The sequence below is a fragment of the Serratia sp. CY27727 genome (assembly GCF_052169275.1).
Classification (GTDB): domain Bacteria; phylum Pseudomonadota; class Gammaproteobacteria; order Enterobacterales; family Enterobacteriaceae; genus Serratia; species Serratia sarumanii.
In genome coordinates this window covers 43,244-62,582 of sequence record NZ_JBJNLB010000015.1, presented here as the reverse complement: position 1 = coordinate 62,582, position 19,339 = coordinate 43,244, and the positions used below count along the sequence as shown (strand labels likewise).

Annotated in this window: 15 protein-coding genes and 1 riboswitch; of the genes, 6 read left to right on the top strand and 9 right to left on the bottom strand. The window is 61.7% G+C overall.

Annotated elements, in window-relative coordinates; all coding sequences use genetic code 11:
- Nucleotides 1–18 precede the first annotated feature (18 nt).
- From panS to ACJ8HB_RS23300, 3 genes are all read right to left on the bottom strand, one after another.
- Nucleotides 19–936: a ketopantoate/pantoate/pantothenate transporter PanS gene (gene panS, locus ACJ8HB_RS23310; protein WP_025304471.1), complete on the bottom strand. Its 918-nt coding sequence runs from the start codon at nt 934–936 to the stop codon at nt 19–21.
- Nucleotides 937–1,078: 142 nt separating this feature from the next.
- Nucleotides 1,079–2,446, bottom strand: coding sequence for a lysine-sensitive aspartokinase 3 (gene lysC, locus ACJ8HB_RS23305; protein WP_033649702.1), 1,368 nt, complete (start codon nt 2,444–2,446; stop codon nt 1,079–1,081).
- A 108-nt stretch (nt 2,447–2,554) separates the two neighbouring features.
- Nucleotides 2,555–2,749: riboswitch (Lysine riboswitch) on the bottom strand.
- Between the two features lie 52 nt (nt 2,750–2,801).
- Nucleotides 2,802–4,610, bottom strand: a complete 1,809-nt coding sequence (locus ACJ8HB_RS23300) for a cation:proton antiporter (RefSeq protein WP_033636220.1) — start codon at nt 4,608–4,610, stop codon at nt 2,802–2,804.
- A 228-nt stretch (nt 4,611–4,838) separates the two neighbouring features.
- On the opposite strand from ACJ8HB_RS23300, the gene pgi reads away from it, so the two are divergent.
- Nucleotides 4,839–6,485, top strand: a complete 1,647-nt coding sequence (gene pgi, locus ACJ8HB_RS23295; protein WP_047570348.1) for a glucose-6-phosphate isomerase — start codon at nt 4,839–4,841, stop codon at nt 6,483–6,485.
- A 61-nt stretch (nt 6,486–6,546) separates the two neighbouring features.
- Here the strand turns inward: pgi and ACJ8HB_RS23290 are convergent, their stop codons facing one another.
- Complete coding sequence (locus tag ACJ8HB_RS23290) at nt 6,547–7,983, bottom strand: capsule assembly Wzi family protein (protein ID WP_047570350.1); 1,437 nt, start codon at nt 7,981–7,983, stop codon at nt 6,547–6,549.
- A gap of 225 nt (nt 7,984–8,208) precedes the next feature.
- Between ACJ8HB_RS23290 and psiE the strand changes: the two genes are divergently transcribed.
- Nucleotides 8,209–8,616, top strand: coding sequence for a phosphate-starvation-inducible protein PsiE (psiE, locus tag ACJ8HB_RS23285; protein ID WP_033636217.1), 408 nt, complete (start codon nt 8,209–8,211; stop codon nt 8,614–8,616).
- A 152-nt stretch (nt 8,617–8,768) separates the two neighbouring features.
- On the opposite strand, the gene malG is transcribed toward psiE, so the two are convergent.
- Genes malG through malE form a run of 3 tightly spaced genes read right to left on the bottom strand, consistent with a single transcriptional unit; the run spans nt 8,769 to nt 12,499 of the window.
- Nucleotides 8,769–9,659: a maltose ABC transporter permease MalG gene (malG, locus tag ACJ8HB_RS23280; protein ID WP_021505147.1), complete on the bottom strand. Its 891-nt coding sequence runs from the start codon at nt 9,657–9,659 to the stop codon at nt 8,769–8,771.
- A gap of 11 nt (nt 9,660–9,670) precedes the next feature.
- Nucleotides 9,671–11,248 (bottom strand): maltose ABC transporter permease MalF, encoded by a 1,578-nt coding sequence (malF, locus tag ACJ8HB_RS23275; RefSeq protein ID WP_047570353.1) that lies wholly within the window; start codon nt 11,246–11,248, stop codon nt 9,671–9,673.
- Nucleotides 11,249–11,305: 57 nt separating this feature from the next.
- On the bottom strand, nt 11,306–12,499 hold the full coding sequence (malE, locus tag ACJ8HB_RS23270; protein ID WP_047570355.1) for a maltose/maltodextrin ABC transporter substrate-binding protein MalE: 1,194 nt from the start codon (nt 12,497–12,499) through the stop codon (nt 11,306–11,308).
- 358 nt (nt 12,500–12,857) lie between these two features.
- Here malE and ACJ8HB_RS23265 point away from each other — a divergent pair, with 358 nt between their 5' ends.
- From ACJ8HB_RS23265 to malM, 4 genes are all read left to right on the top strand, one after another.
- Nucleotides 12,858–13,829 (top strand): alpha-amylase family glycosyl hydrolase, encoded by a 972-nt coding sequence (locus ACJ8HB_RS23265; RefSeq protein ID WP_033638605.1) that lies wholly within the window; start codon nt 12,858–12,860, stop codon nt 13,827–13,829.
- On the top strand, nt 13,822–14,931 hold the full coding sequence (malK, locus tag ACJ8HB_RS23260; protein ID WP_033636214.1) for a maltose/maltodextrin ABC transporter ATP-binding protein MalK: 1,110 nt from the start codon (nt 13,822–13,824) through the stop codon (nt 14,929–14,931). Before ACJ8HB_RS23265 ends, malK begins: the two co-directional genes overlap by 8 nt.
- Nucleotides 14,932–14,963: 32 nt before the next feature.
- Nucleotides 14,964–16,253, top strand: coding sequence for a maltoporin (locus tag ACJ8HB_RS23255; RefSeq protein ID WP_033649704.1), 1,290 nt, complete (start codon nt 14,964–14,966; stop codon nt 16,251–16,253).
- Nucleotides 16,254–16,353: 100 nt separating this feature from the next.
- Entirely contained in the window at nt 16,354–17,259 is a 906-nt protein-coding gene (gene malM, locus ACJ8HB_RS23250; protein ID WP_033636212.1) for a maltose operon protein MalM, read from the top strand.
- Between the two features lie 55 nt (nt 17,260–17,314).
- Here malM and ACJ8HB_RS23245 read toward each other — a convergent pair whose 3' ends face one another.
- Nucleotides 17,315–18,298 carry a nucleoside hydrolase gene (locus ACJ8HB_RS23245; RefSeq protein WP_047570357.1) on the bottom strand — a complete coding sequence of 328 codons (984 nt, stop codon included), beginning with the start codon at nt 18,296–18,298 and terminating at the stop codon, nt 17,315–17,317.
- A gap of 21 nt (nt 18,299–18,319) precedes the next feature.
- Complete coding sequence (locus tag ACJ8HB_RS23240; protein WP_033649706.1) at nt 18,320–19,321, bottom strand: LacI family DNA-binding transcriptional regulator; 1,002 nt, start codon at nt 19,319–19,321, stop codon at nt 18,320–18,322.
- Nucleotides 19,322–19,339: the final 18 nt, after the last annotated feature.

Sequence of the window (19,339 nt, the reverse complement as noted above, 5' to 3'; positions counted from 1 at the left end):
TGCGTCCCTACAGGCGGTTTATTTTTTCTTGATGGGGCGGCCGGACCAATAACCCGCCAGCAGCGAGCCGGAAAGGTTGTGCCAGACCGAGAACAGTGCGCCCGGCAGCGCGGCCAGCGGCGAGAAGTAGATTTTGCCCAGCGTGGCCGCTAGCCCGGAGTTCTGCATGCCGACTTCGATCGCCAGCGTGCGGCAGGTGGATTCGTCGAAGCCGAACAGCTTGCCGCCCCAATAGCCGCTCAACAGACCGATGCCGTTGTGCAGGATCACCGCGACGATCACCACCAGACCGACCGAGGCGATATGGCTTTGGCTGCCCGCCACCACCGCGCTGATGATCGCCAGGATGCATACCATCGACAGCGCCGGCAGCAGCGGCTCGATGCGTTTCACCGTTTTGGTCAGGGTATGGTGGACGATCAGGCCCAGGCCGATCGGGATCACCACGATCTGCAGAATGCTCAGCAGCATGCCCATGATATCGACGCTGATTTCGGCGTCGACGTACAAACGGGTCAGCAGCGGCGTGGCGAACACGCCCACCAGCGTCGAGACCGCCGAGATGGTCACCGACAGCGCCACGTCACCCTTGGCCAGATAGATCATCACGTTGGAGGCGGTGCCGCTGGCCACGCTGCCCACCAGCACCATGCCGGCGGACAGATCCGGCGGCATGCGGAACAGCATCGCCAGGATCCAGGCCGCCAGCGGCATGATCAGATAGTGCAGGAAGATGCCGGCCGCCACCGGGCCGGGGCGCGCCAGCACGCGTTTGAAGTCGTCCAGCCGCAGCGTGACGCCCATGGCGAACATGATCAGCATCAGCAGCGGGCTGACGTAGGGGCCGATGCCGGTAAAGGTGGTCGGCGTGTAATAGGCGGCGACGGACAGCAGTATCGCCCACAGGGGGAATAAACGCGTGAGTAATGCCAACATGCAGGTTTTCCTTAGCCAGATTGAGAACGGTGGGTGTGGTTGTGTTTTTTGCGGGTTCAACATGCTGAACCCCTGCCGGTTTTGAACGGATTTTTTAGACGCAGGGGCGCAGCGTGCTGCGCCCGCAATCGGGGATAATGACTTATTCGAACAGGTTGTGATGCAGGGTGCGCACCACCTGTTCGGCTTCTTCGCCCGGCACCAGGAAGCACAGGTTATAGCTGCTGGCGCCGTAGCAGATCAGGCGGATATTGAACGGATCGAGCACGCCGAACACCTCTTTGCCCACGCCGCAGGCGCGCGACAGCTGGTTGCCGATGATCGCCACCAGCGCCAGGTTTTCTTCCACTTCCACCCGGCACAGCGACGACAGCTCGGTCAGCAGCGAGGTGGTCAGCAGGCTGCCGCCAACGGAGGTGGCGCCGGTGGTGTCCATGGTCAGCGCAATGCTGACCTCCGAGGTGGTGATCAGATCGACGGAGACGTTGTGGCGCGCCAGAATGTTGAACACCTCCGCTAGGAAGCCGCGCGCGTGCAGCATGTTCAGGCTGTGCAGCGTCAGCAGCGTTTGCTTGCGACGCAGCGCCAGCGCGCGGAACAGCGGCGGATTCTCGGTGGTGTTGCACACCAGCGTGCCGCCGGCCGCCGGATCCTTGCTGGAGCCGACGAACACCGGAATGTCGCTGCGCACCGCCGGCAACAGGGTGGCCGGATGCAGCACCTTGGCGCCGAAGGTGGCCATTTCCGCCGCCTCTTCGAAACCGATTTTGTCGATGCGCTTGGCCGCCGGCACCACGCGTGGATCGGTGGTGTAGATGCCCGGCACGTCGGTCCAGATATCTACCCGGCCAACGCCGAGCGCCTCGCCGAGCAGCGCGGCGGTATAGTCGCTGCCGCCGCGGCCGAGCGTGGTGGTGCGGCCTTTCGGCTCGCTGCCGATAAAGCCCTGGGTGACCACCAGCGCTTCCTGCAGGCGCGGCTGCAACTGCGCCCGGGCCAGTTCGCTGAGCGCGGCGCTGTCCGGCACGGCGCGGCCGAAGTGATCGTCGGTGCGCATCACTTTGCGCACGTCGAACCATTCGGCCTGCACGTTGCGGGCGCGCAGGATTTCAACGAACAGCAGGGTGGACATCAGCTCCCCATGGCTGACCAGTTCGTCGGTCAACGCCGTCGAGGTGGCCAGCGACGCGGCTTCCGACAGCATGGCGATGTTTTCCAGCAGGCGGTCGATCTCTTCGCGGATCACCGCCGGCGCCGTGAGGCGATCGAGGATGGCGTACTGGATGCGGCGGATCTCATCAAGCCGGTAGTTGCGCTTGTCGGCCTCGCAACCCTCGGCCAGGGCGACCAACAGGTTGGTGACGCCCGCCGAGGCGGACAACACCACCAGGCGGACCTGCGGGTTGGCCAGCACGACGTCGGCGCTGCGGTTCATGGCTTCAAAGTCGGCGACGCTGGTGCCGCCGAATTTGGCTACCACGGTGGAATTCTGGGGTGCTGCTTGGTTCATCTAGAAACCTCGTGTCAGGGATGCCCGTTTGGGGGCACTGTAATTCCATAGCCTTGGCACAAGGGGAGAGCGGTAAACAGGGGGCAGGCGTAGAGGTCAGGCTACGATACACCCAGAAGCGCCCCACCTTGTCGATCGCCCTGCGGGCGATCCCCTGGTGACAACCCAGGGGATTCAGCCCCTGTAGTCGATAGGATAATGGCCGGCCATTACCCTACCTCGGCGTCGCTCCCCCTCGGGTGCCGTCAACGGAGAAACGGCTCCTCTGACACTCTACCTGGGCGACGCGCCTCTTCTGGCTTGCGCACCGGGTGCGCAAGTAGGCTGTTAGGAATAGCCGGTTATCGCCATTCTGTCAACGTACAGACGGTGAGGGATTTTCATCTTGCACCAGCGCGATAAGCGTACAGGGCATCGCGGGCGTGGAACCGGCGCCAATCGGTTGCAGAGAACCGTCTTCCTTTTGGCTGAATAATGGAATAACGCCCTGATGTTTCTCCAAATACTCCAGCCAACCGAAATTTTCGTTCAATTTGGTCGCCTTGATGGTGGCTCCCCTGGCGAGCAGGCTGCTCAGGCGGCCGTAGGTGGCTTCCTGATTAAATAAAATTTCATGCCGGCGGAAACGCGAGCTTTCCGCGCTGGCGCCGCGCCCTTTCAGCGGCGCACCCGAACGGATGGCAAACACGTGATCCTCGCCGAAGAGATGACCGAAGTGGTAGACCGCCAGCGCGTTCTGGTGGCGGTTGGGCGACAGCGCCAGCACCTGGGCGATATTGCTCAGATCGAGATAGTTCTCGGCGTGTTCGGAGTAGGCGTGGCCATAGTAGGCCGGGATGCCTTCCATGCGCGCCTGGCGGTAGTATTCCCAGCTGCTGTCGGTGACGATTACCGGCACGTTCAGCTTGATCAGCGCCTGCGCCAGCATGCGCGCCACGCTGTTGGCGCCGACGATCAGCACGCCGCGCGGCTTTTGCTGCTGCACCCGCAGCCAGCGCGCCATCATCCCGCTGGTCAGGCTTTGCAGCACCACGGTGCCGATGATGATGGCGAACACCACGGTCACCAGCCGGTCGGCGCCCTGGTAGCCGCTGCGCTGCAGCGTCAGCGCGAACAGCGAGCTGACCGCCGCGGCGACGATGCCGCGCGGGGCGATCCAGCACAGCAACAGCCGATCGCGCCAGTGCAGGGAAGAGCGCCAGGTCGACACCGCGATGCACAGCGGCCGGGCGATGAACTGCACCACCAGCAGCAGCAGGAGCAGCGGCCAGCCCATGTTCCACAGCGCCTGGATATCGAGCCGCGCCGCCAGAATGATGAACAGCGCCGAGATCAGGATCGCCGACAGCTCCTCTTTGAACGCCAGAATATCGCTGGTGTCCACGTCGCGCATGTTGGCCAGCCAGATGCCCATCACCGTGACGGTCAGCAGGCCGGATTCGTCAGCGATGGCGTTGGAAACGCCAAAGGCGGTCAGCATGATCGCCAGCACCGCCAGGTTCTGTAGGTAGCGCGGCAGCCAGACGCGGCGCAGCGCCAGGCCGAGCAGGTAGCCGAACAGTGCGCCGGCGATCAGGCCGACGGCGGCGGTCATGCCCAGCGTCCAAAACAGATGGGTATAGGACTCCGCATTCTGTTTCAGCACGATGAATTCGAACACCAGCAGGGTGAAGATGGCGCCGACCGGATCGATGACGATCCCTTCCCAGCGCAGCACCTGGTTAATGTTGGCGTTCGGCCGCACCACGCGCATCAGCGGGGCGATCACCGTCGGCCCGGTCACCACCGTCACCGCGCCGATCAGCGCCGCCAGCTCCGGCGGGAAATCCAGCAGCCACCAGCTGGCGAGGCTGATGACCAGAAAGGTGACCAGCATGCCGACGGTGACCAGATTGCGCACCACGCCGCCGAGGCCGCGTATCTCCTCGAAACGCAGCGTCAGCGCCCCTTCGAACAGGATGATCGCCACTGACAGCGACACCAGCGGAAACAGCAGATCGCCGAACAGCAGATCCGGCTGCACCAGATGCACCGTCGGGCCGAGCACGATGCCGAACAGCAACAGCGGCAAAATGGCCGGCAGGCGCAGCAGCCAGGCCAGCCACTGCGCCAGCAGCGACGCCAGGCCGATAAGCACCAACATGAGCGGGGCAGATAATTCCATAAGCGAGATCCCTTTCAAATGACGAAATAAGCAACGATGACACAGCCTGATGACAATTCGGCAACCCCGATAACAGGCCGTTAGCCAAAAGTATAGAGTGAAAGCTGAAACGAGGCGGCACAGCGTTGACAGTTAGCGCCTATCGCAAGAAAAGAGATCATAATCACAGTCGAACAGGCTACAATCGGACAACGCGTCATTTTTATTCTCAAGCCTAAGAGTGTTGCTATGAAAAATATCAATCCTAGTCAAACCGCTGCTTGGCAAGCCCTGCAGCAACATTATGCACAGATGAAAGACGTACGGATCGCCGACCTGTTCGCCCAGGACAGCGATCGTTTCTCCAGGTTCTCCGCGACCTTCAACGACCAAATGTTGGTGGACTATTCCAAGAACCGTATCACGCAGGAAACCCTGGAGAAGCTGCAGGCGCTGGCGAAAGAAACCGATCTGCAAGGCGCCATCAAATCGATGTTCGCCGGTGAGAAAATCAACCGCACCGAAGATCGCGCGGTGCTGCACATTGCCCTGCGCAACCGCAGCAACAGCCCGATCCTGGTCGACGGCAAAGACGTGATGCCGGAAGTGAACGCGGTGCTGGCCAAGATCAAACAGTTCTGCGCGCGCATCATCGGCGGCGAGTGGAAAGGCTACACCGGCAAACCGATCACCGACGTGGTGAACATCGGCATCGGCGGTTCGGATCTCGGCCCTTACATGGTGACCGAAGCGCTGCGCCCGTATAAAAACCACCTGAACATGCACTTCGTCTCCAACGTCGACGGCACCCATATCGCCGAAACGCTGCAGCCGCTGAACCCGGAAACCACGCTGTTCCTGGTGGCCTCCAAAACCTTCACCACTCAGGAAACCATGACCAACGCCCACAGCGCGCGCGACTGGTTCCTGAGCAGCGCCGCCGATCAACAACACGTGGCCAAGCACTTCGCCGCGCTGTCCACCAACGGCAAAGCGGTGGCTGAGTTCGGCATCGATACCGACAACATGTTCGAGTTCTGGGACTGGGTGGGCGGCCGTTACTCCCTGTGGTCGGCGATCGGCCTGTCGATCGCGCTGTCCATCGGTTATGACAACTTCGAGCAGCTGCTGAGCGGCGCGCACGCCATGGATAAGCACTTCGCCGAAACGCCGGCGGAGAAGAACCTGCCGGTGCTGCTGGCGCTGATCGGTATCTGGTACAACAACTTCTTCGGCGCCGAAACCGAAGCCATTCTGCCGTACGATCAGTACATGCACCGTTTTGCCGCTTACTTCCAGCAGGGCAACATGGAATCCAACGGCAAGTACGTCGATCGCAACGGCAATCCGGTGGATTATCAGACAGGCCCTATCATCTGGGGCGAGCCGGGCACCAACGGCCAGCATGCGTTCTACCAGTTGATCCACCAGGGCACCAAGCTGGTGCCTTGCGACTTCATCGCGCCGGCCATCAGCCATAATCCGCTGGGCGATCATCACGCCAAACTGCTGTCCAACTTCTTCGCCCAGACCGAAGCGCTGGCGTTCGGCAAGTCGCTGGACGTGGTGGAGGCCGAGTTCGCGGCGCAGGGTAAAACCCCTGAGCAGGTCAAGCACGTGGCGCCGTTCAAAGTGTTTGAAGGCAACCGCCCGACCAACTCGATCCTGCTGCGCGAAATCACCCCGTTCAGCCTGGGCAGCCTGATCGCGCTGTACGAGCACAAGATCTTCACCCAGGGCGCGATCCTGAACATCTTCACCTTCGATCAGTGGGGCGTGGAGCTGGGCAAACAGCTGGCTAACCGTATCCTGCCTGAACTGGCGGGCAGCGAGAAAATCAGCAGCCACGACAGCTCGACCAATGCGCTGATCAACCGCTTCAAGGAATGGCGCTAAGCGCCTGAGCTGAAGCCAATAAAAAACCCGCCGCGGCGGGTTTTTTTACGTCTGCAAAAAATTACAGGTTGATGGGTACTTCGAAGCTGACGCCGGCACCCACGTCGTCGGCGGTGCTGTGATCGTTGTCGGTGTACCACAGGCTGGTATCGAACTTAACCTGTGACGGGAAGGTGTAACCCCAGCCGAGCTGAATGCCCTTCAGCGTATCGGATTTCGGGAAGGCCTGGTTGATGCTTTGGCTCAGCGGGTTCACCTTGGCGTAAACCACGCGGGTGCTCCAACGCTGGCCGTCATCCAGCACCATTTCCACGCGGCCGGACAGCATCTGGCCGTCGCCGCCCATCGCATGACCCAGCGGGTAACCTTGCTGGTAGTAGCCGCCTTTATAGGTATAATGTGTGTACACATAGTTTTTGCGGCTCATATCTGAACGGGTGTCTGACCCTTCGATATACCAGTTGATGGTCGTCGGACCCCATTCTGGGTGGCCTTCCAGTCCGAGCAGATAGGTGTTTTGCGATGGCAGATAGCCTGCCTCATCTTCACCCACCAATTGACCATACAGGCTGACTGGCAGGCCGATCAGCGGCTGCATTTTCAGTTTGAAGTCGAAACCGGCGAGCTGGTTGCCTGGATCGTTGCCTTTACCTGAATCATCGTTATCTTTACCGGTGAAGCCGTCCCAGAACGAGCTCCACGACTGCGGTCGGCCTTCACCACCCCACATCATGATGCGTGAAGCGCCCAGCTCCAGGAAGTCGGTCGGCATCATGGTGAAACGGCCGCCAATCAGTTTGGTGTGCGGGACTGAACTGTACTGCGACAGCTGGCCGGCGGACAACTGGTATTGCCAGCGGCCGATCCACGACAGCCATGGGGTTTCAAACGGCGATTGGTCGGCGCGCTGCAGCATAAAGCCGGCCACCGGGCGCGCGGCGTCGGAGCGGATCAGGCTGCCGTCGTAGCCCGGGCCCCACCACTGGGAAACCTCGCCGAAGGAGAGCCATTGGTTCCAGATTTTCACCGCGCCGTAGGAGCCGTTCATGTTGAATTTGGAGCCGTCGCTGACGCGCTGATCGCCTTCCACCGAGCCCTGCAGACGCACGTCCCAGAACTCGCCGTTGGCGCCGGCGCCGATGGTCAGGCGATCGTCGGCGTATTCGTTTTGGCCGAAGCCCTGCGGGGTGCCGGGTTTATCGGTCGAGGCGTAACCGCTGACGCGAATGTTGGCTTTCAGGGCATCGACGCGGCGTTGTACGCGGTCGATAACGTTTTTCTCTGTGTTGGTCACCGGCTTGGCCTGCGCGATAACGGAGCTGATCTCTTCCTGGCTCAGCGGCCAGGTGGACAGGCTGACGTTGATGACGCCGCGGTCAGACAGCCAGGCGAGATCGTTACGCAGATCGTTGTCAGGGGCTACCAGGCCGGCGGCGTGGCCGGACAATGCACAGGTAAACAGGCCCGCAGCGACCAGTCCGTTAAGTTTAGCGCGCATAAAGAATTCCCTTGTTAATTCGAGGTTATTGGTTTTATGTAAAGATCTCTGTGACCCATGATAGTTGACATTTCGATTTGCTACAAATCTATAAGTCAGAAACATCTTATTATAACGTGATGAATTAAATGGGGTTTAAAGTGCTTTCGCGAGGGGCGGAATTTTTAGGACAATGCCTATATTGGCACGGTTGAATCATATACGCGGTATTCAGAGAGAGGTTTTATGGCAAAAACGTCGCGTTCTATAATGATAGCGAAGGGGCTGCAGCGGGTGCTGAACGTGGGCTTGCTACTGCTGGCGGCCATTCTGGTGGTGTTTCTGGTCAAGGAAACCCTCCACCTGGCGAAGGTGTTATTTATCAACAGCGAAGAGTCGTCCTCTTACCTGTTGATTGAAGGCATTGTGATTTATTTCCTGTACTTTGAATTTATCGCCTTGATCGTCAAGTATTTTGAGTCGGGTTATCATTTCCCGCTGCGCTATTTTATTTACATTGGCATTACCGCGATTATTCGTTTGATTATCGTGGACCACAAAAACCCTATCGATACCCTGATCTACGCCGCGGCGATATTGGTGCTGGTGGTGACGCTTTATCTGGCTAATACCGACCGGCTGAAACGAGAGTAGCGATAAAAATGGCGGCCCAAGGCCGCCGAAGACACAGGATATCATTACCCGTCGTCTTTCAAGCTACAGCGTTGTTGACTGCACTCGCTGTAACTTGAAATCCATAGGGTAAAAGATAAGGAAAGACATCAAACGCACTGCAGTGGCACAAATTACCCCTTCACGCCGCCGGCCGTCAGGCCGCCCACCAGCCAGCGCTGCGCCAGCAGGAACACGGCGGTGATCGGTATCGCCGACAGCACCGCGGCGGCGGCGAAGTCGCCCCACAGGTAGTTCTGCGGGTTGAGATATTGCTGCATTCCCACCGCCAGCGTGTAGCTGTTCACATCGCGCAGCAGCAGCGACGCCACCGGCACTTCGGTGATGGCGGCGATAAACGACAGAATGAACACCACCGCCAGAATCGGCACCGACAGCGGCAGCAGCACCAGACGGAACGCCTGCCACGGCGTGGCGCCGTCCAGCGCCGCCGCCTCTTCCAGCGAGTTGTCGATGGTTTCGAAATAGCCCTTGATGGTCCAGACGTGCAGCGCGATGCCACCCATGTAGGCGAAGATCACGCCGCCGTGGGTATTCAGGCCGATAAACGGAATGTACTGGCCCAGGCGATCGAACAGGGCGTACAGCGCCACCAGCGACAGCACCGCCGGGAACATCTGGAAGATCAGCATGCTTTTCAGCAACGTGCTCTTGCCGCGAAAGCGCATGCGGGCAAAGGCGTAGGCGCAGGTGGTAGACAGCGTCACGATGCCGATGGCGGTGATCGCCGCGATCTTGACTGAGTTCCACAGCCACAGCAGCACCGGGAACGGCGGCGGCGTCACGCTGCCGTCGGCGTGGGTGACGCTAAAGCCGAGCGCCAGCCGCCAGTGATCCCAGGAGAGGGTTTCCGGTATCAGGCTGCCGGTGGCGAAGTTGCCGGAGCGCAGCGAGATGGCGACCACCATCAACAGCGGGAACATGATCAGGGCGATAAAGCACAGCATCAAAATATGGGTGATCCACAGGCGCAGGCGCTGGGATTTGGGTTGAACCATGGCCATCGTCATTCTCCCTAATCGAAGTTCATCTTGCTGGCTTTCAAATTCAGGATCGCCAGCGCGCCCACCAACAGGAAGATCAGCGTGGCGATGGCGGCCGCCAGCCCGAAGTCTTGCCCGCCGCCGCCTTCGAAGGCGATGCGGTAGGTGTAGCTGACCAACAGATCGGTATAGCCGGCCGGCGTCGTGGTGCCGATCATGTCCGGGCCGCCGTTGGTCAGCAGCTGGATCAGCACGAAGTTGTTAAAGTTGAAGGCGAAGCTGGCGATCATCAGCGGCGTCAGCGGCTTGATCAGCAGCGGTAAGGTGATGCGGAAGAAGTTTTGCCACGGGTTGGCGCCGTCCATCGCCGAGGCCTCGTACAGATCGTCCGGGATCGCCTTCAGCAGCCCCATGCACAGGATCATCATGTACGGGTAGCCGAGCCAGGTGTTGACGATCAGGATCATGCTCTTGGCGGTGAGCGGATCGCTGAACCAGGCCGGTTTGATGCCGAACAGATGGCTGAGCATCATGTTGATCTCGCCGAAGCTCTGGTTGAACAAACCTTTGAAGATCAGGATCGAGATGAATGACGGCACCGCATAGGGCAGGATCAGCAGCACACGGTAGATCGCCTTGCCTTTCAGCGCCTCCCACTGCACCACGCAGGCCAGCACCATGCCGACCGCCACGGTGAGGATCACCGTCATCACCGAGAACACGATGGTCCAGATGAAGATCGACACGAACGGCTTTTTGATGCCCTCGTCCTGCAGCACCCGCAGGAAGTTTTTCCAGCCGGTGGTGACGGTATAGCCCGGGCTCAGGGTTTCCTGCGCCCAGCCGCCGTCGGCGTTGATCGCCTGATAGAAGCCGGTGTCGCCGTTCGGCCGGTAGCGCACCTGAGTCTGGTTATTGGTCAGCGTGCTGCCGTCTTGGTCCAGCGCATACAGCGGGCGGGTGCCGGAGAACTGGCGCAGGGAGCTCATGCGCAATTCACCGCCGTCGGGCAGCTGCGCCACCAGCTGGCTCAGCGCCAGCCGGTTTTGGGTGATCACCCGCAGCGTGGCGCGCTCGCCCTGCGGCGCGGCGCTCTGCGCCGTCAGTTTCAGGGTTTGCGGCGCGGCGGCGTCGAGGCGGAAAGGCTCGGAGATCAGCGGTGCTTCGCCGTCCGGCGGCGTCAGCTGCAGGCGCCACTGCTGGTTTTCCGCCGGGTAGAGGCCGAAGGTAAAGGTTTTGCCGCTCTGGAACTGGCGCTGCATCAGCACCGATTGCGCGCGCTCGAAGGTCAGCTGGTTGGTGCTGCTGTAGTTGGTGAAGGCGATGGCGATGGTGCAAATCAGCGGGAACAGGACGAACAGCCCCATGCCGGCGACGCCGGGATACACATAGCGCCAGGCGTAGGCGCGGCGGTTGGCGAAGACGTAAAGCCCGGCGCTGACCAGGATCAGCGTCAGGATGGCGAACAGGTATTCACCCTGTGCATACATCAACACAATCAGGTAGCAGGTCACCAGGCTGAACAGGCTGACTACCAGCCATTTCAGCGCGTCGCTTTGCCACCACTTCGATTTTTTACGCGCAGGCGTCCCGGCGTGAGCGAATTGCATAGGGCGTTCCTTTCTGTGAAGCAACGGCGGGGCACCGTGGCACCCCGCACGACGTCGTTACTTGGTGATGCGGGTCTGCACGTCGTCCAGCGCGGCTTTCACCGTCTGACGGCCGCTGACGGCGTTGATCACCGCGCTGCGTTCGGCGTACCAGAAGGCGCTCATCTGCGGGATGTTCGGCATGATTTCCCCGTTTTGCGAGTTCTGCATGGTGGCGGCGATCTTCGGATCTTTGGCCAGCGTTTCCTGATAGGATTTCAGCGCCACCGCGCCCAGCGGCTTGTCTTTGTTGACGTCCGCCAGCCCTTCGTTGGTCAGCAGGTAGTTCTCGAGAAACTCGGTCGCCAGCTCTTTATTCGGGCTGGCGGCGTTGATGCCGGCGGTCAGCACGCCGACGAACGGCTTGGACGGTTTGCCTTTGAAGGTCGGCAGCAGCGTCACGCCGTAGTTGATTTTGCTCTGCTCGATGTTGTTCCAGGCCCACGGCCCGTTGATGGTCATCGCGGTCTGGCCTTTGTTGAACGCGGCTTCGGCGATCGAGTAATCGGTATCGGCGTTGATGTGCTTGTTTTTCACCAGATCGACGATGAACTGCAGGCCGGCCTGCGAACCGACGTTGGCGACGCCGACATCCTTGATGTTGTATTTGCCGTTTTCATACTTGAAGGCATAACCGCCGTCGGCGGCGATGATAGGCCAGGTGAAGTAGGGTTCCTGCAGGTTCCACATGATGGCGCTCTTGCCGTTGGCGCGCAGCTGCTTGTCCAGCGCCGGGATCTCTTCCCAGGTCTTCGGCGGCTGTTTGACCAGGTCTTTGTTGTAAATCAGCGACAGCGCTTCGACGGCGATCGGGTAGCCGATCAGCTTGCCGTCATAACGCACGGCGTCCCAAGTGAACGGGAACAGCTTGTCCTGGAAGGCTTTGGACGGGTGGATTTCGGCCAGCAGGCCGGACTGCGCATAGCCGCCGAAGCGGTCGTGGGCCCAGAAGATGATGTCAGGGCCGTCGCCGGTGGCGGCCACCTGCGGGTATTTTTCTTCCAGCTTGTCCGGATGCTCGACGGTGACCTTGATGCCGGTGTCTTTTTCGAATTTCTTGCCGACTTCTGCCAGGCCGTTATAGCCCTTGTCGCCGTTGATCCAGATAACCAGTTTGCCTTCCTCGATCTTGGCGAAGGCGGAAGAAGAGAGCACCAGGGTGGCCAGTGCCGAGAGCGCCAGCGTGCGGGCGAGGGTAATGCTGCGAGTCATAATCCAGTCCTTCTTTTTGTGGGCACATAAATCAAGGAGTGACGTTTCGCGGTAATAGTGGGTCACAACGCGACATATTCTCATCCTCCCCCCCTCTACGCCCCTGAGATGAGGAGTGTGATCCAGTTAACGTTGCGCTCTATTCTGTGGCGTCAGGCACAAAATAGGGGGGCGATTTTTGCCAGACGGATCACAGATTTGCCTTAAGCGCGGAACTTCTCATCGCCGCGGTCGTTCTCTCATCCTCCCGCCTCCTCCCCCATGAAAAATCCTGTTACGGATGATTACCCTTTCCGGCGACTCCCGCACTATCGGCCCATTGATTTTTAACGCCACGCGCAGCAGGGATACCGGATTTATGTCGTCAATGCCTATCGCCACTCAGCCCACCCTGTACCGGATCCATCCGGCCAGTTTCCGTGACGGAAACGGGGACGGTGTGGGCGACGCGCACGGCATGCTGGCGGCGCTGCCGTACCTGAAAGCGCTGTCGATCGACGGCCTGTTGCTGCCGCAGACGCTGGCGCCGGAGGCCGAGGCGACGGTGACGGCCGAAGGGCTGACGCTGTGGTATGGCGATGAAGCCAACCGCGTTCGCAATGCCGTCGCGCCGCAGCGGTTCGTCCACGGCGCGCTGGCGCTGGACGTGATGCCGTTCAGCGCGGAGAAGCTGGTGGCGGTGCTGCACGCCCGCCGCGCCACGTTGGCGGACAGCCTGTGGAGCACCGGCGACGCCGATCAGCCAAGAGTGGTCAGCCGCTGGGGGCAGGGCGACCTGCGTTCCGCCGCCGCCTTTTTGACGCTGTTGGCGATGTTGCCGGCGCCGATCTGCCTGTACCAGGGCGAGGAGCTGGGGCTGCCGCATGCCGCCGGGCTGCAGGATCCGCGCGGCGCGCAAACGCCGATGCCGTGGCATGAAGCCCCCGAACAGGTCACCGCCGGCGAAATCAGCTGGTATCAACAGGTGGCGATCGAACACCGCGCATTGGCCATCAGCCGCCAACAGCACGACAGCCACTCCACCTTACGTTACTGCCAGGCGCTGTTGGCCCTGCGCCGTTCGCCGCTCATCCAGCGCGGCGAATTGAACGCGATCAGCCAGCGGGACGGCGTGGTGCGCTTACTTATTACCCATCAGGATCAATGCCTTGAAGCGCTGATAAACCTGCAGCCTTATACTCAGGCGGCCGCGCCGTCTGAGGCGACCTTGCCGTTGGCATGGCAGCACGGCGCGCAGCAAGAGGGTCATCAATGGGTTTTGGCGGGCTTTGCCTCCGCCATTTTCACACGACATGTTAACTGCGAAAGCAGGGGAGTAACGCATGGCTAGCGTGACACTGCGCAGCGTTTATAAGGCCTTCGGTGAGGCCGTGATTTCCAAAGACGTCAATCTGACCATCGAAGACGGCGAGTTTGTGGTGTTTGTCGGGCCGTCGGGCTGCGGTAAATCGACGCTGCTGCGCATGATCGCCGGGCTGGAGGACATCACCTCCGGCGACCTGCTGATCGGCGAGAAACGCATGAATGAGGTGCCGCCTTCCGAGCGCGGCATCGGCATGGTGTTCCAGTCCTACGCGCTGTATCCGCACCTGTCGGTGGCGGACAACATGTCGTTCGGCCTGAAGCTGGCCGGCGCCAGGAAAGCGGAAATCAATCAACGGGTGAATCAGGTTTCCGAGGTGCTGCAGCTGGCGCACCTGCTCGATCGGCGGCCGAAGGCGCTGTCCGGCGGGCAGCGTCAGCGCGTGGCGATCGGCCGCACGCTGGTGGCCGAGCCGGACGTGTTCCTGCTCGACGAACCGCTGTCCAACCTCGACGCCGCGCTGCGGGTGCAGATGCGCATCGAGATTTCCCGTCTGCACAAGCGCCTGCAGCGCACCATGATTTACGTCACCCACGATCAGGTCGAAGCGATGACGCTGGCCGACAAGATCGTGGTGCTCGACGCCGGTCGCGTGGCGCAGGTCGGCAAGCCGCTGGAATTGTACCACTACCCGGCCAACCGCTTCGTCGCCGGGTTTATCGGCTCGCCGAAGATGAACTTCCTGCCGGTCAAGGTGACCGCGGCGCAGCCGCAACAGGTGCAGGTCGAACTGCCCAACCGCCAGCTGGTCTGGCTGCCGGTGGAAGGCGAGGGCGTTCAGCCCGGCGCCAACCTGTCACTGGGCATTCGCCCTGAACATCTGCTGCCCGGCGAAGCCTCAGAAGTGCGGCTTACCGGCGACGTACAGGTGGTGGAGCAGCTCGGCAACGAGACGCAAATCCACATCCAAATCCCGGCCATCCGTCAAAACCTGGTGTACCGCCAGAATGACGTGGTGCTGGTAGAAGAAGGTGCCACATTCGCCATCGGCCTGCCGCCTCATCGTTGCCACCTGTTCCGTGAAGACGGTACGGCATGTAAACGGCTGCACCAGGAGCCGGGCGTTTAAAGCATCAAAGTCGGTATAACAGGAGAATAATGATGACTACTCTGCGCAAACTTCCTCTGGCACTGGCTGTCGCCGCCGGTGTTCTCTCTACCCAGGCGCTGGCCGTGGATTTTCACGGTTACGCCCGTTCCGGCATCGGCTGGACCGGCAGCGGCGGTGAGCAACAGTGCTTCAAGGCCACCGGTGCCGCGAGCAAATACCGTCTCGGCAACGAATGCGAAACCTACGCCGAACTGAAACTGGGGCAGGAAGTGTGGAAAGAAGGCGACAAGAGCTTCTATTTCGACACCAACCTGGCCTATTCGGTCTCGCAACGTTCCGACTGGGAAGACGTGACCCCGGGCTTCCGCGAAGTCAACGTGCAGGGTAAAAACCTGATCGACTGGTTGCCGGGCTCCACGCTGTGGGCCGGTAAGCGCTTCTATCAGCGTCATGACGTTCACATGATCGACTTCTACTACTGGGATATCTCCGGCCCGGGCGCCGGTCTGGAAAACATCGATCTGGGCTTCGGCAAGCTGTCCGCCGCCGTGACCCGCAACTCCGAATCCGGCGGCTCTTACGGCTACCTGGATAACGAATGGAAACAGCGCCCAACCGTCAACGACACTTTCGACCTGCGTCTGGCCGGCCTGGAGCTGAACCCGGGCGGCACCCTGGAGCTGGGCGTGGACTACGGCCGCGCCAATGCGCAGGATAACTATCGCCTGGCCGACGGCGCCAGCAAAGACGGCTGGATGTTCACCGCGGAACACACGCAGAGCATCCTGAACGGCTACAACAAATTCGTGCTGCAGTACGCCACCGACTCGATGACCTCGCAGAACAACGGCCGCAACGAAGGCGCCACCATCGATAACAACGGCAAGATGATCCGCGTGCTGGATCACGGCGCCATCGACTTCAACGATCAATGGGCGCTGATGTACGTCGCCATGTTCCAGGACATCGACCGCGATAACAACAACGGCACCACCTGGTACACCGTGGGTGTGCGCCCGATGTACAAATGGACGCCGATCATGAGCACCCTGCTGGAAGCCGGCTATGACAACGTCAAATCCCAGCGCACCGGCGATCGCAACGGCCAGTATAAAGTGACCCTGGCGCAGCAGTGGCAGGCGGGCAACAGCATCTGGTCGCGTCCGGCCATCCGTCTGTTCGCCACCTACGCCAAGTGGGATGAGAAGTGGGGCTACGCCACCGGTGACGACACCGGGTATAACACCGGCACCGCTTACAACGACACCAGCATGCATACCTTCAGCCGCGGCAAGGATGACGAAGTCACCTTCGGCGCCCAGATGGAAATTTGGTGGTAACGACGACAGGGCGGGGAGGGCCATCGGCTCTCCCCCAACCGCATTCGCCGCGGCCGGATCTCTTGCCTGATCCGCCGCGGCGCTGAAAGAGGATATAACGATGAAAAAGAATCTGCTGTCACTCTGCCTGTCGCTGGCGCTGACCGTCGGCGCGCCTTTGGCGGCCAACGCCGACACGCCGGCCAACGTTTCCGTCGCGCCGGCCATCAGCGCCGCCACGCTGCAAAGCCTGCCGTGGCAGCCGCTGCAGCCGCCGGTGTCGCAAGAGGTGAAGCTCGACGCCGTCAGCCCGCAGCTCAATCAGGGCGAAATTCAGGGGGCGATCGCCGCCTATACGCTGCCGGCCGATCGCGGTTCGCTGGAAGTGACGCTGAGCAGCCTCGCCAAAAACAATTCGCTGTACGCGCCGAGCGTGCTGGTGCTGGATGAGCATCTGCGCCCGGCGGCGTATTACCCGAGCAGCTATTTCCCGTATCAGCCGCCGGGGGCGATGTCCTCCGATCGCCTCGAAGGCACGCTGAAACTGACGCCGGCGCTCGGTCAAAAACAGATTTACCTGCTGGTGTACACCACCCGCCAGGACTTGGCGAAAACCACGCAGCTGACCAACCCGGCCAAGGCCTACGCGCAGGGCGTGGGCAACGCGGTGCCGGATATCCCGGATCCGATCGCCGGCCACGCGACGACCGGCACGCTGAAGCTTAAGGTGACCGCGGAACAGGGCACCGGCAACGTGATGATCGGCATGCTGCAGCCTGCGCCGACCGTGGCGCCGGTGGTGGTGGGCTCGACCGCCCCTGCCGCCGTGGCGGCGCCTGCGCCTGCGCCGGAGAAACCGGCGGAGCCGATGCTCAACGATACCGAAAGCTACTTCAATAACGGCATCAAGCAGGCGGTGAAGGCGGGCGATATCGATAAGGCGCTGAAGCTGATGAATGAGGCCGAGAAACTGGGCTCGACCACCGCGCGTAAAACGTTTATCAGCAGCGTTAAAGGCAAGGGGTAACACCCGGCGCTGCCGATGCTGGCTCGATGATTGGTGCGCTTTGGCGCACCTTTTTTCATCCGCGGGCCAGCGTTGCGCCGATCAACGCCAGCAGACGGGCGTTGTCCACCTGCTGCATGACGCGCACCGGCTTGCCCTGCGGCGCCGGCATGCCGACCGTCAGGCGCAGGCTGTCCGGCCGCCAGCGGCGTGAGCTGCCGCGCGTCAACGCCCCTTCCAGCGCCACATCCACATGAAACATCTCGGTGGTGACCAGCTGCGGCGCCAGCAGCCAGGCGATCACCAGCGCATCATGGATCCAGCAGCCCGGCAGGTGCCGCGTATGGCGCGAATAGTCGATCCACGGCTGCGTCGTGGCGCGCAAATAGCGGCACAGCGGGGTATCCGGCTGGGTCAACGCGGCCAGATCCGCCTGGGTCAGCATGGTCTGAGTGGTGACATCCAGCGGCGCCAGCGTGATAGCGGCGCCGCTGTTCAACACCAGCCGCGCCGCTTCCGGATCCAGGCCGAAATTGGTGTCCTTGATATATCCCTCAACGTTGAACACGCCACCCATGATCACGATCTCTTTCACCGCCTGCGCCATCTGCGGGTAAAGCTGCATGGCGTGCGCAACGTTGGTCAGCGGGCCGATCGCCGCCAGCGTGATCTCGCCGGGATGCCGGCAGATCAGTTCGCCGATGGCGATGGCGGCGTCCGGCACAGGCGCGTTGGCCAGCGAGGGCGCGGGCAGGTCACGCCACAGCGCCGCCAGCTTAGGATCGGCGATCGGGCGGTCCAGGTGTGCGCGCCACGGCTCCGGCGGTTCGCTCAGGGCGCGCGCCGCGCCGAGAGCGACCGGCACCTGATAACCGCTCTGTGCCAGCAGATCGGTGGCGACGGTGAAGCCCACTTCGCGCGGGGTGTTGCCGGCCACGATGCTGATCAACTCCAGCTGCAGCTGCGGTTTGGCCGCCAGCGCCAGGGCCAGCGCCAGGCCGTCGTCGACGTTGGCGCCGGGAACGCCGTTGCCGGGATCGCAATCAATGATTAAACGCATATAAGGTGTCCTGAAAAACCGCTAACAGCCGCACGAACGGCGGATGCGCAGTTGAAAAGCGAATTCATGCAGCTCGGCGGGCGCGGCGCCGGCGGCCAGCATGGCGATGGCCCGCTTGGCCATGGCGTCGATCGGCTGCTCGACCGCGCTGAGCGGCGGCACGCTGAATTCGGATTGTTGCGTGCCGTTAAAACAGATCAGCGCCAGATCGTCCGGCGCGCGCAGCCCATGCTCCGCCAGCGCCGACAGGCAGCCGAGCGCTTGCTGCTCGTTGGAGGTGAAAACGGCGCGCGGTCGCGGGCCTTGCACCAGACGCTGGGTGGCCTGGTAACCGCCCTGGCGGGTGTAGGGCGCTTCGAAAATCCACGCGTCGCGTGGCGCGATGCCCGCCTCCAGCAGCGCATCGCGCCAGCCGTTCAGGCGATCCTGCGCGTTGAGCATGGTCAGTGGGCCGATAAAAATGCCGATGTCGCGATAGCCGTGCTGCAGCAGATGGCGGGTCGCCTGGCAGGCGGCGTCGCGCTCGTCGACGCGAATGGCGCAGACGCCGGCCTGGCTGTCGATGGTGTCTATCATCACGCAGGGGGTGCCGGAAGCGCGGATCAGATCGAACCACGGGTGGCGATCGACGCTGGTGTACAGCAGGCCGTCGACCTGGCGGCGCAGCAGGTTGTTGATAAGCTCATACTCGCGCTGACGATCGTCGCCGGCATCGCCCAGCAGCAGCACGCGGCCGCGGCTGAAGGCTTCCTGCTGCAGCGCCCGCGCCAGGGTGGCGAAGAACGGGTTGGAAATATCCGGCACCACCAGCCCGTAGGTTTGCGTGCTGCCGGAGGCCAGCGCCCGCGCGATGTCGTTCGGCCGGTAGCCGGTCTGCTCGATCGCCGCCAGCACGCGCAGCCGGGTGGCTTCCGCCACCGGGCGCGGGCCGTTGTTGATCACGTAGCTGACCACGGCGACGGAGGTGCCCGCTACGCGGGCCACGTCGGCGCGGGTAACGCGTCGCGCGGAGTGATTATCCAAATTGAGATCCTGTTCGCC

What these genes read in the sequence shown, in the direction of transcription:
- panS (WP_025304471.1), bottom strand. Translation starts at nt 936, where the DNA reads ATGTTGGCATTACTCACGCGTTTATTCCCCCTGTGGGCGATACTGCTG.
- lysC (WP_033649702.1), bottom strand. Translation starts at nt 2,446, where the DNA reads ATGAACCAAGCAGCACCCCAGAATTCCACCGTGGTAGCCAAATTCGGC.
- ACJ8HB_RS23300 (WP_033636220.1), bottom strand. Translation starts at nt 4,610, where the DNA reads ATGGAATTATCTGCCCCGCTCATGTTGGTGCTTATCGGCCTGGCGTCG.
- pgi (WP_047570348.1), top strand. Translation starts at nt 4,839, where the DNA reads ATGAAAAATATCAATCCTAGTCAAACCGCTGCTTGGCAAGCCCTGCAG.
- ACJ8HB_RS23290 (WP_047570350.1), bottom strand. Translation starts at nt 7,983, where the DNA reads ATGCGCGCTAAACTTAACGGACTGGTCGCTGCGGGCCTGTTTACCTGT.
- psiE (WP_033636217.1), top strand. Translation starts at nt 8,209, where the DNA reads ATGGCAAAAACGTCGCGTTCTATAATGATAGCGAAGGGGCTGCAGCGG.
- malG (WP_021505147.1), bottom strand. Translation starts at nt 9,659, where the DNA reads ATGGCCATGGTTCAACCCAAATCCCAGCGCCTGCGCCTGTGGATCACC.
- malF (WP_047570353.1), bottom strand. Translation starts at nt 11,248, where the DNA reads ATGCAATTCGCTCACGCCGGGACGCCTGCGCGTAAAAAATCGAAGTGG.
- malE (WP_047570355.1), bottom strand. Translation starts at nt 12,499, where the DNA reads ATGACTCGCAGCATTACCCTCGCCCGCACGCTGGCGCTCTCGGCACTG.
- ACJ8HB_RS23265 (WP_033638605.1), top strand. Translation starts at nt 12,858, where the DNA reads ATGTCGTCAATGCCTATCGCCACTCAGCCCACCCTGTACCGGATCCAT.
- malK (WP_033636214.1), top strand. Translation starts at nt 13,822, where the DNA reads ATGGCTAGCGTGACACTGCGCAGCGTTTATAAGGCCTTCGGTGAGGCC.
- ACJ8HB_RS23255 (WP_033649704.1), top strand. Translation starts at nt 14,964, where the DNA reads ATGACTACTCTGCGCAAACTTCCTCTGGCACTGGCTGTCGCCGCCGGT.
- malM (WP_033636212.1), top strand. Translation starts at nt 16,354, where the DNA reads ATGAAAAAGAATCTGCTGTCACTCTGCCTGTCGCTGGCGCTGACCGTC.
- ACJ8HB_RS23245 (WP_047570357.1), bottom strand. Translation starts at nt 18,298, where the DNA reads ATGCGTTTAATCATTGATTGCGATCCCGGCAACGGCGTTCCCGGCGCC.